Origin of the sequence: Imperialibacter sp., from assembly GCF_040222815.1 — a bacterium.
Lineage (GTDB): Bacteria > Bacteroidota > Bacteroidia > Cytophagales > Cyclobacteriaceae > Imperialibacter.
This window is the reverse complement of record NZ_JAVKCH010000027.1, coordinates 22252-34834: the sequence shown is the minus strand read 5'-3', so window position 1 is coordinate 34834 and position 12583 is coordinate 22252. Positions and strand designations below refer to the sequence as shown.

11 protein-coding genes are annotated in these 12583 nt (G+C 46.2%); 3 read left to right on the top strand and 8 right to left on the bottom strand.

What is annotated here, in order from left to right; all coding sequences use genetic code 11:
- Positions 1–57 precede the first annotated feature (57 nt).
- A complete protein-coding gene (locus RIF36_RS15555) occupies positions 58–987 on the top strand; it encodes a GNAT family N-acetyltransferase (RefSeq protein WP_350123563.1) in 930 nt (309 codons plus the stop codon).
- On the opposite strand, the gene RIF36_RS15550 is transcribed toward RIF36_RS15555, so the two are convergent.
- Together RIF36_RS15550 and RIF36_RS15545 are read right to left on the bottom strand one after the other, a co-directional pair.
- The gene (locus RIF36_RS15550) at positions 979–2190 is read right to left on the bottom strand and encodes a glycosyltransferase (protein ID WP_350123561.1); all 1212 of its coding nucleotides are present in this window, start codon (positions 2188–2190) and stop codon (positions 979–981) included. The two genes, RIF36_RS15555 and RIF36_RS15550, sit on opposite strands and share 9 nt — an antisense overlap.
- Positions 2187–2798: a sulfotransferase gene (locus RIF36_RS15545; RefSeq protein ID WP_350123558.1), complete on the bottom strand. Its 612-nt coding sequence runs from the start codon at positions 2796–2798 to the stop codon at positions 2187–2189. Before RIF36_RS15545 ends, RIF36_RS15550 begins: the two co-directional genes overlap by 4 nt.
- A 12-nt stretch (positions 2799–2810) precedes the next feature.
- Between RIF36_RS15545 and RIF36_RS15540 the strand changes: the two genes are divergently transcribed.
- On the top strand, positions 2811–3770 hold the full coding sequence (locus tag RIF36_RS15540) for a glycosyltransferase family 2 protein (RefSeq protein ID WP_350123555.1): 960 nt from the start codon (positions 2811–2813) through the stop codon (positions 3768–3770).
- On the opposite strand, the gene RIF36_RS15535 is transcribed toward RIF36_RS15540, so the two are convergent.
- From RIF36_RS15535 to RIF36_RS15525, 3 genes are read right to left on the bottom strand one after another with little or no spacing between them, the layout of a single operon-like run.
- A complete protein-coding gene (locus tag RIF36_RS15535) occupies positions 3741–4550 on the bottom strand; it encodes a phytanoyl-CoA dioxygenase family protein (RefSeq protein WP_350078920.1) in 810 nt (269 codons plus the stop codon). The two genes, RIF36_RS15540 and RIF36_RS15535, sit on opposite strands and share 30 nt — an antisense overlap.
- Before the next feature lie 44 nt (positions 4551–4594).
- On the bottom strand, positions 4595–5518 hold the full coding sequence (gene rsgA / locus RIF36_RS15530) for a ribosome small subunit-dependent GTPase A (protein WP_350123552.1): 924 nt from the start codon (positions 5516–5518) through the stop codon (positions 4595–4597).
- Between the two features lies 1 nt (position 5519).
- Positions 5520–6770 (bottom strand): 3-deoxy-D-manno-octulosonic acid transferase, encoded by a 1251-nt coding sequence (locus RIF36_RS15525; protein ID WP_350123549.1) that lies wholly within the window; start codon positions 6768–6770, stop codon positions 5520–5522.
- 268 nt (positions 6771–7038) lie between these two features.
- Here RIF36_RS15525 and RIF36_RS15520 point away from each other — a divergent pair, with 268 nt between their 5' ends.
- Positions 7039–8100, top strand: a complete 1062-nt coding sequence (locus RIF36_RS15520) for a DUF6588 family protein (protein ID WP_350078926.1) — start codon at positions 7039–7041, stop codon at positions 8098–8100.
- A gap of 79 nt (positions 8101–8179) precedes the next feature.
- On the opposite strand, the gene lolA1 is transcribed toward RIF36_RS15520, so the two are convergent.
- From lolA1 to RIF36_RS15505, 3 genes are all read right to left on the bottom strand, one after another.
- Entirely contained in the window at positions 8180–8818 is a 639-nt protein-coding gene (gene lolA1, locus RIF36_RS15515) for an outer membrane lipoprotein periplasmic chaperone LolA1 (RefSeq protein WP_350094221.1), read from the bottom strand.
- Positions 8819–8948: 130 nt separating this feature from the next.
- Positions 8949–11417 (bottom strand): FtsK/SpoIIIE family DNA translocase, encoded by a 2469-nt coding sequence (locus RIF36_RS15510; protein WP_350123547.1) that lies wholly within the window; start codon positions 11415–11417, stop codon positions 8949–8951.
- Positions 11418–11555: 138 nt separating this feature from the next.
- Positions 11556–12578, bottom strand: a complete 1023-nt coding sequence (locus RIF36_RS15505; protein ID WP_350123543.1) for a quinone-dependent dihydroorotate dehydrogenase — start codon at positions 12576–12578, stop codon at positions 11556–11558.
- Positions 12579–12583 lie beyond the last annotated feature (5 nt).

Genomic DNA, 12583 nt, shown 5'->3' with positions numbered 1-12583 from the left:
CTTTGGCAATAAGATGGTCAACGGTTGTTAGTACCAGACAGGAGTAACTCAGGCAATATGGAAGTGAATTTCTATCAGAATGGAAGAGGCCTGGAAAGAAGGCAGTGGGCATTTAAGCCGTTGCTATTTCAATCTATGGCATTTATGGAAAACCAGTTCCCTGATGGAGGTTATGTTTCATTTACGTTGGAGAGAAATGGCAAGGTGTATGGGGCTATTCACTTTTTCATAGACAATGACGGTTGGGTGAGCATGCCCAGGAGTCCATTCGGAGGGCTTTCGGTTGCGCAGGAAGTCGGAGGGCAACACATTCAAGCGCTTGTCGGTCGTATTATAGGTGAATCTTCAGGACATCAGGTAACAGTTTATTCACCCTTCTCCGAATATCCGACAACTGCCGGGAATATGTTTGCGAGGTGCTTGCTGGAGGCTGGGTTCCTTACACAATTCTCTGACTTACATCAACACATACCCGTAACGCCAGCCCATCAACTGAAGGAAAAAATGCATGGCAGTCAGGTGCGGCGGTTAAATAAATGCCTGAATGCCGGGTTCATTTTTGCTGAGGAGTCATTGGAAAAGCTCGGCGAGGTATATTCATTTATTGAAGACTGCAGGAAGGAGCAGGGCGTCGCTATCAATATCTCTGAAAGCAGCCTTCGGCGTTCGTGGGTAAACCTGGAAGGGGTTTATCGGGCATTTACGATCAGGGACGGCCAACTCATCGTTGCTGCGTGCATCACCACCCACGTGTCAGACAAGGTGCTTTACTATTTTTTGCCCGCTGCCAGCACTGCTTACAATAACTACAGCCCTATGGTGATGCTGATCGATCGGCTCCACGGCTGGGCGGCCGAGCGAGAGTATGCACTCATAGACATGGGGAAGTCGTCGGTGCGTGGTGAGTCTCAGAAAGGCTTGTTTAGTTTTAAGGAGAAGATGGGAGCTGAAGTGGGCTTTGCTGCTTGCCTCAGGTTACTACGTTGAGAACCCTTCTACGACTTCCTTATAAAGAGCCTCCAACTGCTGCGTAATCACTTGTTTGGAGAAGTGCGAAAGAAAATACGCCCTTATCTCATTTGCTTCAAAAACGACGCTTCTTTGTGAGAATTCCCTCATTGCTTCAAACAACTGCTGGCTATTCGCTTTGTCCACTACCGTACCCACTTCTGGTGCCACAATTTCTTCCGAGCCACCGCATCTTGTCGCTATCACCGGTTTGCCCATTGCCAGGGCTTCAAGCAATACCAACGGATGGTTCTCGTGGATGCTCGGCAGCACAAAGGCATCGCAAGCCTGTAGTGCTGCTTTTACTTCTTCCCTGCTAAGTGTGCCGAGCCAATGAATGTGGTCAGTCAGTCCCAACTCCTCAGCTTTTTTCTTGTGGTTGTCAATCTCCGACCCATCGCCTCCTATCGTCAAGGTGAAGCCGACATCTGCGTCTCTTAACAAAGCCGCTGCCTCAATAAGGTACCTGATGCCTTTTTGTTCTTCTATTCTACCTATAAAGGCGAAGTGAAACAGGGCGGTCGATTTTTGGAACGTTGATGGCTGAAAGAATTCCTCGTCAGTCAGGTTATTGATGAGCGTTAGGTTAGCCACCCCTTTCGATGCCATCGTTTGGTAGAGGGCCCTGGACACCGCAATGTTTTTTTGTGATCGCTGGTAGGGCACCAGTATTAAGGGGTGTAATTTACCTGCGATATCGAAGGTTTTGAGAGGAAACGGGCTCATTTGTTCTGTGATCACATAGGGAATGCCGTGTTTCTTTCCAAGCTTCATGGCCACATAGCCACCAGGATAGGCGGTGTGAGCGTGGATGATGCCAGGCTTACCAAATTCATTAGCAAAGCGATTAAAGTGGGCTTCATTAACCTCTATGATCTTTCTGATGTTACCTTTTAAAAGCGACCTTGACCATGTAAAGGCAGGTGTGAAGTATTCTCTACAATTGTTGGCGTGGTCAGTTGTGCGTGGCTTCAATGCCAACCCTCTAAGGATCTTTCTGCCCCACAAATGTATATTTTCTCTCTCAAGAAGAAGAGACCTTACGTGCGACCCCCAGGTCGAAATACCTACGTTGTTTTGGCGATTGCAGGTTGCCAGGGCAATAGCCTGCTCTTTGATGAATATGCCGGTATGAGGCTCATCCTCGGTAGGGTACCACGACGGAATGACGAAGATGTTCATGGCTGGGAGTTGTTATACTTTTTATCCTCCAGCCAAATGGCAATCCGATCCACGAGCCCAAACCTGTGGTCTTTGTGATGTGGGAATGGAATATCAGGCTCCTCTGCGCCGAGAAAGCCGCATAATTTTTTCCATGGGCTTGTTTCCTCAGGCAGGTTTAGCTCAAGAAAGTTCGCATTGTTCTGAAAATAGGAGCGGGCTTCGTTGTGAAATTCATTGTATCCTTTCGTAAACATTTCTTTGTCGAATGTAGTGGTGCCGAACAGTTCTCTATGGAAAGTTTTGGTGGGTTCCTGGTTAAATGCCCACGTATTGGCTTTGTACCTGAACATCCACTCACAGCTTTTCAACCAGGAGTTCAACTCTCTTGTGGAAAGGACAAACAGCGACCCGGGGAACGCCTTGTCTAGCTTTGGATACAAAAGTGAAAGTGGTGTATCGGAGAATGCCGTAAACTCTGACATAATTGGGTGCTGAATATCTTCCCAAAGTTGTTTTGGAAAGTGAATGCTCTTCAAGCCCAGGTATTGAAAGGCCAGATGGATAGAAGTGGTACCTGTTCTGGGTAGTCCAATGCAAAAAATCTTATTTTCACCATTTTTGTACATTTTGCAAACGATTTGAAAAAGGTATCCGTCATCTGTCTTTGCTATAACCAGGCACCCTACCTACAGGAGGCACTGGAGTCGGTTTGGAACCAAACCTATCCTGATATTCAGGTGATCGTAGTAGACGATGCCAGCAAGGACAACAGCGGTGAAGTTATCAAGTCTTTGTTGAAAGGTAAACCAGATATTCCATTTATTGAGAATACGAAAAATCAGGGGAACTGTAGTTCGTTCAACAGTGCACTGAAGCTGGCAGAAGGTGACTACATCATCGATTTTTCGCTTGATGATGTGATGCGCCCTGACCGGGTCGCTGCTCAAGTCTCTTTTTTTGAAACACTGGATGAAAGCTTTGGCGTTATTTACCACAATGCTGAATACATTAACGAAAAAGGCGATTTCCTGAAGCACCATTTTTCTACTTCCTTTCGTCAACCTGAAGCGAATATTTACAAGCTGCTTATCTCTACCTATTTTATCGCTCCACCCACAATGATGTTCCGGAAGCAGGTGATTGACAATCTTGGCGGATACGATGCCAGGCTCTCTTACGAAGATTTCGATTTTTGGGTGAGGTCGGCCAGAAAGTATAAGTATGCCTATCAGCCTGAGGTGTTTACTTCGATCAGGAAGCATTCAGGGTCCCTATCAACCCGGTGGTATAAAAAGGGCGACGAACAACTGCATTCTACCTATCTGGTTTGCTTGAAAATACAACAGATGAACCAGTCTGAAGAGGAGGATCACGCTCTCAGAAGAAGGCTTAGGTATGAAATACGTCAGTCGGTGTTCAGTGCCAACCACAAAGAAGCCACGTTGTTTTTGGAATTGCTTAAGGGGTATGGCCGCCTGCCTTTTATTTATCTTATTTTGGAGCTTCTCAACCGGCTTAAAATTGATCTTAGGTGGTTGCGAAACAGTTACCATTGGCTGCAAGGCCACTTATTTGCGCCAAAATCTCATTTCAAGTGATATGCGGGTTGTTCTTCTGTTCTTGTTGACAGCCCCGCCATGAATAAGGTAGGGAGAAAACACCATCACATGGTTGATGCCCGGATTTGGTCGTTCAAGAGCGATGGGGATTTGAGAGTCCATAACGCCTGGTACATTGAACTTCAGGCCATTCATGACGGCTCCTTCCTTTGATCGGGTAATTCTATGTTCGGGCCACAAATGGGAACCCGGAGCCAGCAATAGTGATGAGTTTTGATTGCTCCCCACAAGTGGCACATAAATATTGATGGCACCCTTATTTTCCTCCTGCCAGGCGTCTCTGTGCAACGGATTGAAGTCTGGCTCTCCTGGTCTCACCACCCGAAAATGGAAGACTCTCTCTCCGTTCATAGGCTTGACGGATCTCACGGGTATCGATACTATCTCTGAGACGATCTCCTCAATTATTGACACGTGAATAGGTAAGTCATACCATTGAAGCAGTTTGGTTTGCTCTATTACTTTAAGGTGGAGATCATAATTACCTTTAACAAGCTCATGATAATTGCTTGACTTGAAATTTGGGTTGACTTCGATACCTGCTCTGGTCAGGCATTTGCGGAATAGTTCTTCCATACCGCCATGAAACTGAAGGTAGGTGCCAGAAGGGAGGAACCTCTTTATTACATAGCCCTGCTTGTGCCAGTTTCTCCTTGCAGTAAGATCATCATCCAGCTTTGCCAGCACTTCATTCCTGCCAACGAAAGGCTCCCCTTCTACCTTGTAGTCAATTGATCCAAATCCTACGTTTGCCTTCATTTTTCTCAATTATATCCTTTGCTCTTTTCTATTTGAAGCATGTGCTATCGGCGATTGTCCTCGTCGTCGTACATCGACAAATAGCTGTTGTATCTGCTCGCTGGCACTTTCCCACTATCCAGCGCCTCAACGATCGCACACCCCGGCTCGTGGGTATGCGTACAGTTGTGGTATTTGCATTGCCCGATAAGCTCTCTCATTTCAGGGAAATAATGGCTGAGCTCTTCTTCTTCAATTTCTGCCAAAGCTAGCTCCTTTATTCCTGGTGTATCAATTACAAAAGTATTTTTTTCAATTTCAAACATTTCTGCAAATGTGGTGGTGTGCACACCTTTGTTCGCAAAGTCAGACACTTCCTGTGTTTTTTGGGTGACGCTGCCGGTGAGCTTATTCAAAAGGGTCGATTTACCCACGCCGGAATGGCCTGAAAACAACGATGTTTTTCCGTGGAGTACTTCTTTTAGCTTTTGAATATCCACGTCGTCAAATGAAGACATTATAAGTGACGAATAACCTATTGATTTGTACGTTTCCATCATTTCTTCGACAAAACTGCGGGCCTCATCGTCCCACAAATCCTTTTTATTGAATAAAATGAGAGAAGGTATCCTGTAAGCTTCTGCGGTTACTAAGAACCTGTCGATAAAGCCTGTGGAAGTCTTTGGATATACTACAGAAGCAACCAGTACTGCCAGGTCGATATTCGAAGCCAGGAGGTGCCCAAAGGCCATTTTTTTGGGAGACTTTCTAATGATGTAGTTGTCTCTTGGATAAATATCAGTAATGATGTACTCGGTGTCAGAGCTTGGCTCAACAACGACTTCCACCCAGTCGCCAACCGTTACCGGGTTGGTTACCTTCTGCTTGTCCAGTTTGAATTTTCCCCGGAGCCGACAGTTTACCACAGCTTCGTTTTCCAGTAGCACTGAATACCACGACCCGGTCGACTTAATAACTCTGCCCTTCATGCTACTTAAGTTGTTTGGTCAGGTACTCAACTATGGTGTCGGTGGCTCCTGTTTTACTTTGGACGTAGTCTCCGGCTGCCTTACCCTTCGCCTTCCTAGTTTCTGCGTTTTCTACCAGATCGGCAAGTACCTTTGCAGCACCGGTAGAGCTGCCTATTGGCAGCCCTCCTCCCGAGTCGATAAGGCCTGCGATTTCCGCAAACCTTGCATTTGATTCACTATCGCCCCACAGCACTGGAATGCCAAAAGCTGCCGGTTCCAGGGTGTTGTGGAGCCCTCCCCGAAAACCTCCTCCCACAAAGGCGATTTCCCCGTAGCCATAAAGAGATGATAGCATGCCGATATTATCGATCAAGAGCAGTCGGTAGTTAGCGGCGTTTTCAGCGGTTGCTTTCGAAAAACGGACGGATGAGTGATTGAACTTCATTTCAATTTTAGTCAGAAAACCCGGCTCAATTTGATGTGGAGCAATAATGATTTTGACTTTTTTACCCAGAGCGTTGAGCGCCGGAAAGAGTACTTTCATGTCACTCTCCCACACACTTCCGAGCACAATGACCAACTCATCATCTTTAAATACCCTGGCTATCTCAATGTCCTTTGCTTGTTGCCTTATGGTGGTTACTCTGTCAAATCTGGTGTCACCAGCAACTGTTATTCTGTCAATATTGATGCTTTCAAGTAGTCGCTTGCTTGTTTCATTTTGCACAAAAAAATGATCGAAATAATAGAGCGACTCTTTAAGAAACTTGCCGTAGCTTTTGAAGTAAATCTGGGCTTCCCAAAAAATAGATGAAATGGAGAGCAGAGGGATGTTTCGGCTATGTGCCTGGTCTATGTATTCCTTCCAAAACTCGTACTTAACAAACACAGCCAGCTTTGGATTGGTGAGATCATAGAACCGTTTAACGTTTTCTGCAGACTCAATGGGCAGATAGCAGATATAATCGACCATCGCATACCCTTTTCTCACCTCAAAGCCCGATGGAGAAAAGAAAGTGAGCAGAATTCTCACGTTTGGCAGCCTCTTTTTGAGTTCTTCGATCACGGGCCTTCCCTGCTCAAACTCTCCCAGTGAGGCGGCATGAAACCAAACAAGTGGTTCGCTGCTCGAAGGTAAATTGTCCTCAAGGTTACGAAACAGGTTCTTTCTCCCCTTATAAAAAAGGGCGGCTTTCGGGTTCACAACAGCAACAATTCTTATCAATGCAAAGTATATCCAGGCCCCTGCTTTATAAAGAAAGTAGATCATGCCGCAAATTAAGTAAAAAACGCACCACCATGCTGACCAACTTCGCTTCTTCGCAGGGAATGCTGGCTGACGCTTTTGGGGGGACTTTGTGTGCTCTCTTTTAAGTCAACGGGGAGCTAAGCAAAATAAATACCCACTTTAGGGGATTGATGCCAACGCTCGAAAAAGTCAATTTTGAGAACATTTTGATAAATCTTGAGATGAATTGATTAAAATTACATTTTAATAGGTTTGACTAAATAATGAACCAATCTAAATCGTATAACGTATGAAGTCTGTTTTTACAAAAGTTTTTAGTTGTCTCGGGTTAGCCCTTTTTATTGTTGTTCTTTCTTCAAAGGAGTCAAAAGGTCAGGATTTCTCTGAAGTGTTGAAAGCGCAAGGTGACGATGCCGAAAAATTGCTGGAAAACTACGTGGGGCCTTTTTTTACTGGCTTTGGCGTAGGGATGGCCAATGGATGGTACAACACTGCTGCTCCTCACAAATTTCCGGGCTTTGATTTGACCGTTTCCGTGAATTTGGCCTCAGTTCCGCAAGAGGGACAGGTTTTTAAGTTCAATGCATCCGACTACAGTTCAATTTCTGGCGTGAGTCAAAATGGCGGCGCTGCCCAAAGCACTGCCGATGTGGAAACACTTTTCGGGCCAGGAGACACTGAATCAGAATTACAGTTAAGTTATCAAAGAGAATACCAGGGACAGACCTATACGGTAAATAGCGCTGTTGAGCTACCTTCAGGGTTTGGGTTTCCTTATGTACCAACGCCTGTAGCACAATTGGGCATAGGCTTGCCGAAAGGCACTGATTTGAAACTGAGGTTGATGCCAACCATTGCTTCAGAGGATTTTTCTATCAGCCTATTCGGTATTGGCGTCATGCACGACTTCAAACAATGGATTCCTGGAATGAAAGTGCTCCCGTTCGATGCCTCGGTACTTATTGGCTACACAAAGCTAAGTGCTGAAAACAGTTTTGCTGGTTCTGAAATCACTGATGATGGAACCGGAGAGATTTCCGTGAGCTCGCTGACTTATCAGATACTTGTATCCAAAAAGCTATCCATTCTTACCGTATACGGCGGGTTTGGTGCCAATTCGATTAAGTCGAACTTGAAAATGTTGGGTACTTACACAATCGAAGCTGAAGCTTCAAACGGTGCTTCTGCGGATATCGAATTGCAGGATCCTGTCGACTTGATGTTCAAGTCAGGAGGAGCAAGAGCCACCATCGGACTTCGTTTGAAATTGGCTATCCTCACCCTACATGGTGATTATACCGTGCAGAAGTACAATACAATTACTGCTGGCGTTGGATTCAGCGTGAGGTAATTCAAACAGAATCACATAAAAAAGAAGGCCATCGATGTTCCGATGGCCTTCTTTTTTATGTTCTTTAGAAGCAGGATGACTAACGAAAGTCAATCACCTCCACGCCCTTGTGGGCAGCTATGTCGAACACAAAAACCTTGTCGCTTAGTGTTGGCTGCTCAGTGAACTTCGTGATGGCGTAAGTGTATCTGTTGCCCGATTTGTCGAAAATCTTAAAGCTGTTCAGGTTGTTTCCTGCGCTTGTAATGTCCATCCTTATCTTAAAGTAGTTCAGGTTTTTGTCATCGGGAACCAAGTCCACAGTTTTTTTGGTGGCAGTGGTCATGTCATCCACCATCATGTATTTGTAACCTGTTTTATACAAGTCAAATATATTGTTCAGGTTAATCTCAGCATCATCAGGGCTGTAGGTGTTGATTGTCACCTCATTGACTTCCCCAAGGTAAGTCCAAACGGTTTCGCCATCATTGATGATTTCCTGCCCTTCGAGTTCCAGCTTAAACTTTGCTCCCTTTACAGTAATTTTCCCTGCAAATTGTTCATTGAGACCTTCCTGCGGGTTCTCAAGTATGTAGGTGAAATCGGCTGTGAAGGCTGGTACCTTGCGGTACTTATTGCTCATAGCATCAAGAACTTCTCTTGCAGCCGGGTCTTGCTGTGCGTAAACAAAAGTGGTCAATACTAATGCTAATAAACTCAATACTCCTTTTAATGTCATTGCTTCTTTTTTAAAAACTATCATTTCCAACTTGTAAAACTACACCTTTTATCTCACCAATCTCTCAATAAAGTTTGAATGCTTCAGATTGTGGAGGTCAGGTACCTGTTGTCCAAGTTTGGTGCCAAGTTTAATTATCAAGCCCTTTAAGGATAAATTCCAGCTCCATTTCGTCTTTTACCAGCACTTCTCTCGCCTTGCTGCCCTCAAATGGCCCTACTATTCCGGCTGCTTCCAGCTGGTCGATGAGCCTTCCCGCCCTGTTGTAGCCCAGCTTCATTTTTCTTTGAATGAGCGAGGTGCTGCCTTGCTGGTGCATGACGATGAGTTTGGCAGCTTCATCAAACAAAGCATCCCTGTCTGATAGATCCACCTCACCCACTCCGCTTTCGCCGCCCTCGTCTCCGTCAAATTCGGGAAGGATGTAGGCGGTGTCATAACCTCTTTGAGCTGCAATGAATTCGCACACCCTTTCTACCTCAGGTGTGTCGACAAAGGCGCATTGCAACCTGATGATGTCGCTACCTGTAGACAGCAGCATATCGCCCATCCCCACCAGCTGATCGGCACCGCCGGCGTCGAGGATGGTACGTGAGTCGATCTTGGAGGCTACTCTGAATGATAGCCTTGCCGGGAAGTTGGCTTTGATTACACCAGTGATGACGTTCACAGAGGGGCGCTGTGTGGCCACCACCAGGTGAATGCCAATGGCCCTGGCAAGCTGCGCAAGTCGGGCGATAGGCGTTTCTATCTCCTTGCCGGCTGTCATCATCAGGTCGGCTAATTCGTCGATCACCACTACGATGTAAGGGAGGAACCGGTGCCCTTTTGTTGGAAGCAGTTTTCGGTTGACGAACTTTCCGTTGTATTCTTTGATGTTCCGGCAAGCCGCATCTTTCAGCAGGTCGTAACGCTGATCCATCTCAATACACAGAGAGTTCAGCGTGAATATCACTTTCTTGGTGTCGGTGATGATGGCTTCTTCACTGTTGGGCAGTTTCGCTAAAAAGTGACGCTCGATGGTGTTGAATAGTGTTAATTCAACTTTTTTCGGATCGACCAGCACAAACTTGAGCTGCGATGGGTGCTTTTTGTAGATCAGAGAGGTGAGCAGTACGTTGATACCTACTGACTTTCCCTGTCCCGTGGCTCCAGCCATCAGCATGTGAGGCATTTTGGCCAGGTCGAGTACAAACACCTCGTTGGAGATTGTTTTACCCAAAACCACGGGCAGTTCTTTGTCGCTTTTCATGAACTTCTCGGTCATGATCACCGACTTCATGTCCACCATTTCCCTGTTCTTGTTGGGCACTTCAATACCGATCGTTCCCCTCCCGGGAATCGGTGCGATAATCCGTATACCCAGGGCAGCCAGGCTCAGCGCAATGTCGTCTTCGAGGTTCTTGATCTTTGAAATTTTCACCCCGGCGTCCGGTACTATTTCGTAGAGCGTAACAGTAGGGCCGATGGTTGCCTTAATGCTGGAAATGCCAATTTTGAAGTTGGTAAGGGTCTCTACAATCTTGTCCTTGTTGGCCTCCAGCTCTTCTTTCGTCACTTTTACCTTGTTGTCGGGGTAATCGTTCAGCAACTCAGGCGTTGGATACTTGTATTTCGGCAGGTCGAGGGTGGGGTCGTAGTTGGCCAGCTTTCCGTCTACCACCTCTTCCTCCACTTCCTCCACCTCAAGGGCTACGTCTTCAGACACTGAGGGCTTGGGCGATGAGCTGAGGATTTTTTTGAGGGCTTTGTCTACTTCCTGCTCTGCCTCCAGATCTTCCTCATTGAGTAGCTCCAGCGGCACATTGCCGGTGCTTTTTTCTTTTACGGGTGGCTCCTTGTCAAGGGCTAGTTCTATAGGCTCTTCGTTTTCTTTCCCGCTCACAGTCCAGCTTTCGAGTTCTTCTTCGTCGGAAACTTCTTCTGTTTCTTCCGTAAATTCTCCCTCCTCAGTCTCACTTTCCACTACCGGAGCATGAACTGTTTCTGTGAAAAGTTTGGTGATGTTGAAGAAGTAGATATTGAACGCCAGAAAAGCGAACACCAGGAACAAGAAGGTGCCCCAGCCCATGAATTCGTTAAAAATCAACGCCAGCTCGTAGCCGATGCCCCCGCTAAGGAATCCATATTCTGAAATCTCATTGCTGGAAAGCAAAAAGAAGCCCAGCAGGAGGCTTGTCCAAAAGATGAAGAACAAAGAGAAAGAAAGCACCCGAAAGGGGGGGAGCAGGTATTTGCCAAACAGTATTTTGAACCCCACAATGAATAAGAATGGCGGAACCAGCAGGCACGCAATACCAAACCACTTGAAAATAAAGAAATGTGAAGTGACGGCACCGAGGAGCCCAAGCCAGTTTTTGATTTCCGACCCCGAAGCCCTTATTCCCGTATCCATGAATGACTCCACCACACTTTGGTCGGCCTTACCCGAAAACAAGTAGGAGAAAAATGACACAAATAGGAAGATGGAAAGAATGAGCAAAAAGAAGCCGAAAACGAGGTGGGTTCTTTTGTCCTTGAAAAAATTGGGAAGGGGCGTGCTCTCCTTCTTTGGTTCTTCTTTTTTGTAATTATTTGTTTTGAAAGTGTTTTTTGCCATGTAGGAGGTTCTCCCAGGATGTATGAATAAGCCTCAAAAATAGTGATACCTCTTCAGCAATTCAACGAAAGGCACAGGAGTTTCTTGTGTGCTCCTTTGCCAGCAACTATGAGCTTTCTGCTGAAAGCTTTTCAACGATCAAAGCTGTTTCAGAATGTTCTTCACAATGGATGGTCCTTCGTAAATAAAGCCTGAGTACACCTGCACCAGGGAGGCGCCAGCATCAAGTTTCTCCTTCGCATCGGCGGCTGTAGAGATGCCACCCACGCCAATAATGGGAATTCCTCCGTTGGTCTTGGTGTGTAAATAGCGAATGACTTCGGTGGACCTTTCTTTGAGGACTTTTCCACTGAGACCACCAGCACCTATTTGCTCAACCTTTTGCTGGTCAGTAACAAGCCCATCTCGGCTGATAGTGGTGTTGGTGGCGATAATGCCTGCAATACCGGTTTCGGTAACAATTTCAACGACGTCGTCCAGTTGGCTATTCGTTAAATCGGGAGCGATTTTCAATAAAATTGGTTTTGGCGCTGGCTTCGAAAGGTTCATCGTTTGCAGGCTCGATAGCAACGCTTTCAGCGGCTCTTTCTCCTGAAGGGCCCGAAGGTTGGGCGTGTTGGGTGAGCTTACATTGACTACGAAGTAATCAACTACATCAAACAGCTTAAGAAAGTTGATAGCATAGTCGTCGACAGCTTTCTCATTCGGGGTTACTTTGTTTTTGCCAATATTGCCACCCACAATGACTTTTGATTTTCTTTGACGAAGCCTTACCACCGCTGCGTCTACTCCCTGGTTGTTGAAGCCCATTCTGTTTATAAGCGACTCATCCTCCGGCAGCCTGAAAAGCCGTGGTTTCGGGTTTCCGTCCTGCGCTTTTGGCGTCAATGTACCAATTTCAATAAAGCCAAAGCCCAGCGCATCCAGGCTGTCGATCCACCTGGCATCCTTATCAAATCCGGCAGCCAGACCAACGGGGTTGGGGAATTTGATGCCAAACACTTCTTTTTCCAGTGAAGGCCGCTGGTAGCTAAATAGTGCAGACGTCAGCCACTTTCCGCCAGGTATTTTACAAACCAGCGAAAGCAAATTCATGGCCAGGTAGTGCGCTTTTTCGGGAGAAAGCAAGAAAAATAGGGGCTTAATAAGGGCTTTGTACATTCAAC

Bases quoted from the DNA above. Each gene is read 5' to 3' on its own strand.
- RIF36_RS15535 (WP_350078920.1), bottom strand. From the start codon at position 4,550: ATGAAGGCAAACGTAGGATTTGGATCAATTGACTACAAGGTAGAAGGG.
- RIF36_RS15550 (WP_350123561.1), bottom strand. From the start codon at position 2,190: ATGAACATCTTCGTCATTCCGTCGTGGTACCCTACCGAGGATGAGCCT.
- RIF36_RS15525 (WP_350123549.1), bottom strand. From the start codon at position 6,770: ATGATCTACTTTCTTTATAAAGCAGGGGCCTGGATATACTTTGCATTG.
- RIF36_RS15505 (WP_350123543.1), bottom strand. From the start codon at position 12,578: ATGTACAAAGCCCTTATTAAGCCCCTATTTTTCTTGCTTTCTCCCGAA.
- RIF36_RS15545 (WP_350123558.1), bottom strand. From the start codon at position 2,798: ATGTACAAAAATGGTGAAAATAAGATTTTTTGCATTGGACTACCCAGA.
- RIF36_RS15510 (WP_350123547.1), bottom strand. From the start codon at position 11,417: ATGGCAAAAAACACTTTCAAAACAAATAATTACAAAAAAGAAGAACCA.
- RIF36_RS15520 (WP_350078926.1), top strand. From the start codon at position 7,039: ATGAAGTCTGTTTTTACAAAAGTTTTTAGTTGTCTCGGGTTAGCCCTT.
- rsgA (WP_350123552.1), bottom strand. From the start codon at position 5,518: ATGAAGGGCAGAGTTATTAAGTCGACCGGGTCGTGGTATTCAGTGCTA.
- lolA1 (WP_350094221.1), bottom strand. From the start codon at position 8,818: ATGACATTAAAAGGAGTATTGAGTTTATTAGCATTAGTATTGACCACT.
- RIF36_RS15555 (WP_350123563.1), top strand. From the start codon at position 58: ATGGAAGTGAATTTCTATCAGAATGGAAGAGGCCTGGAAAGAAGGCAG.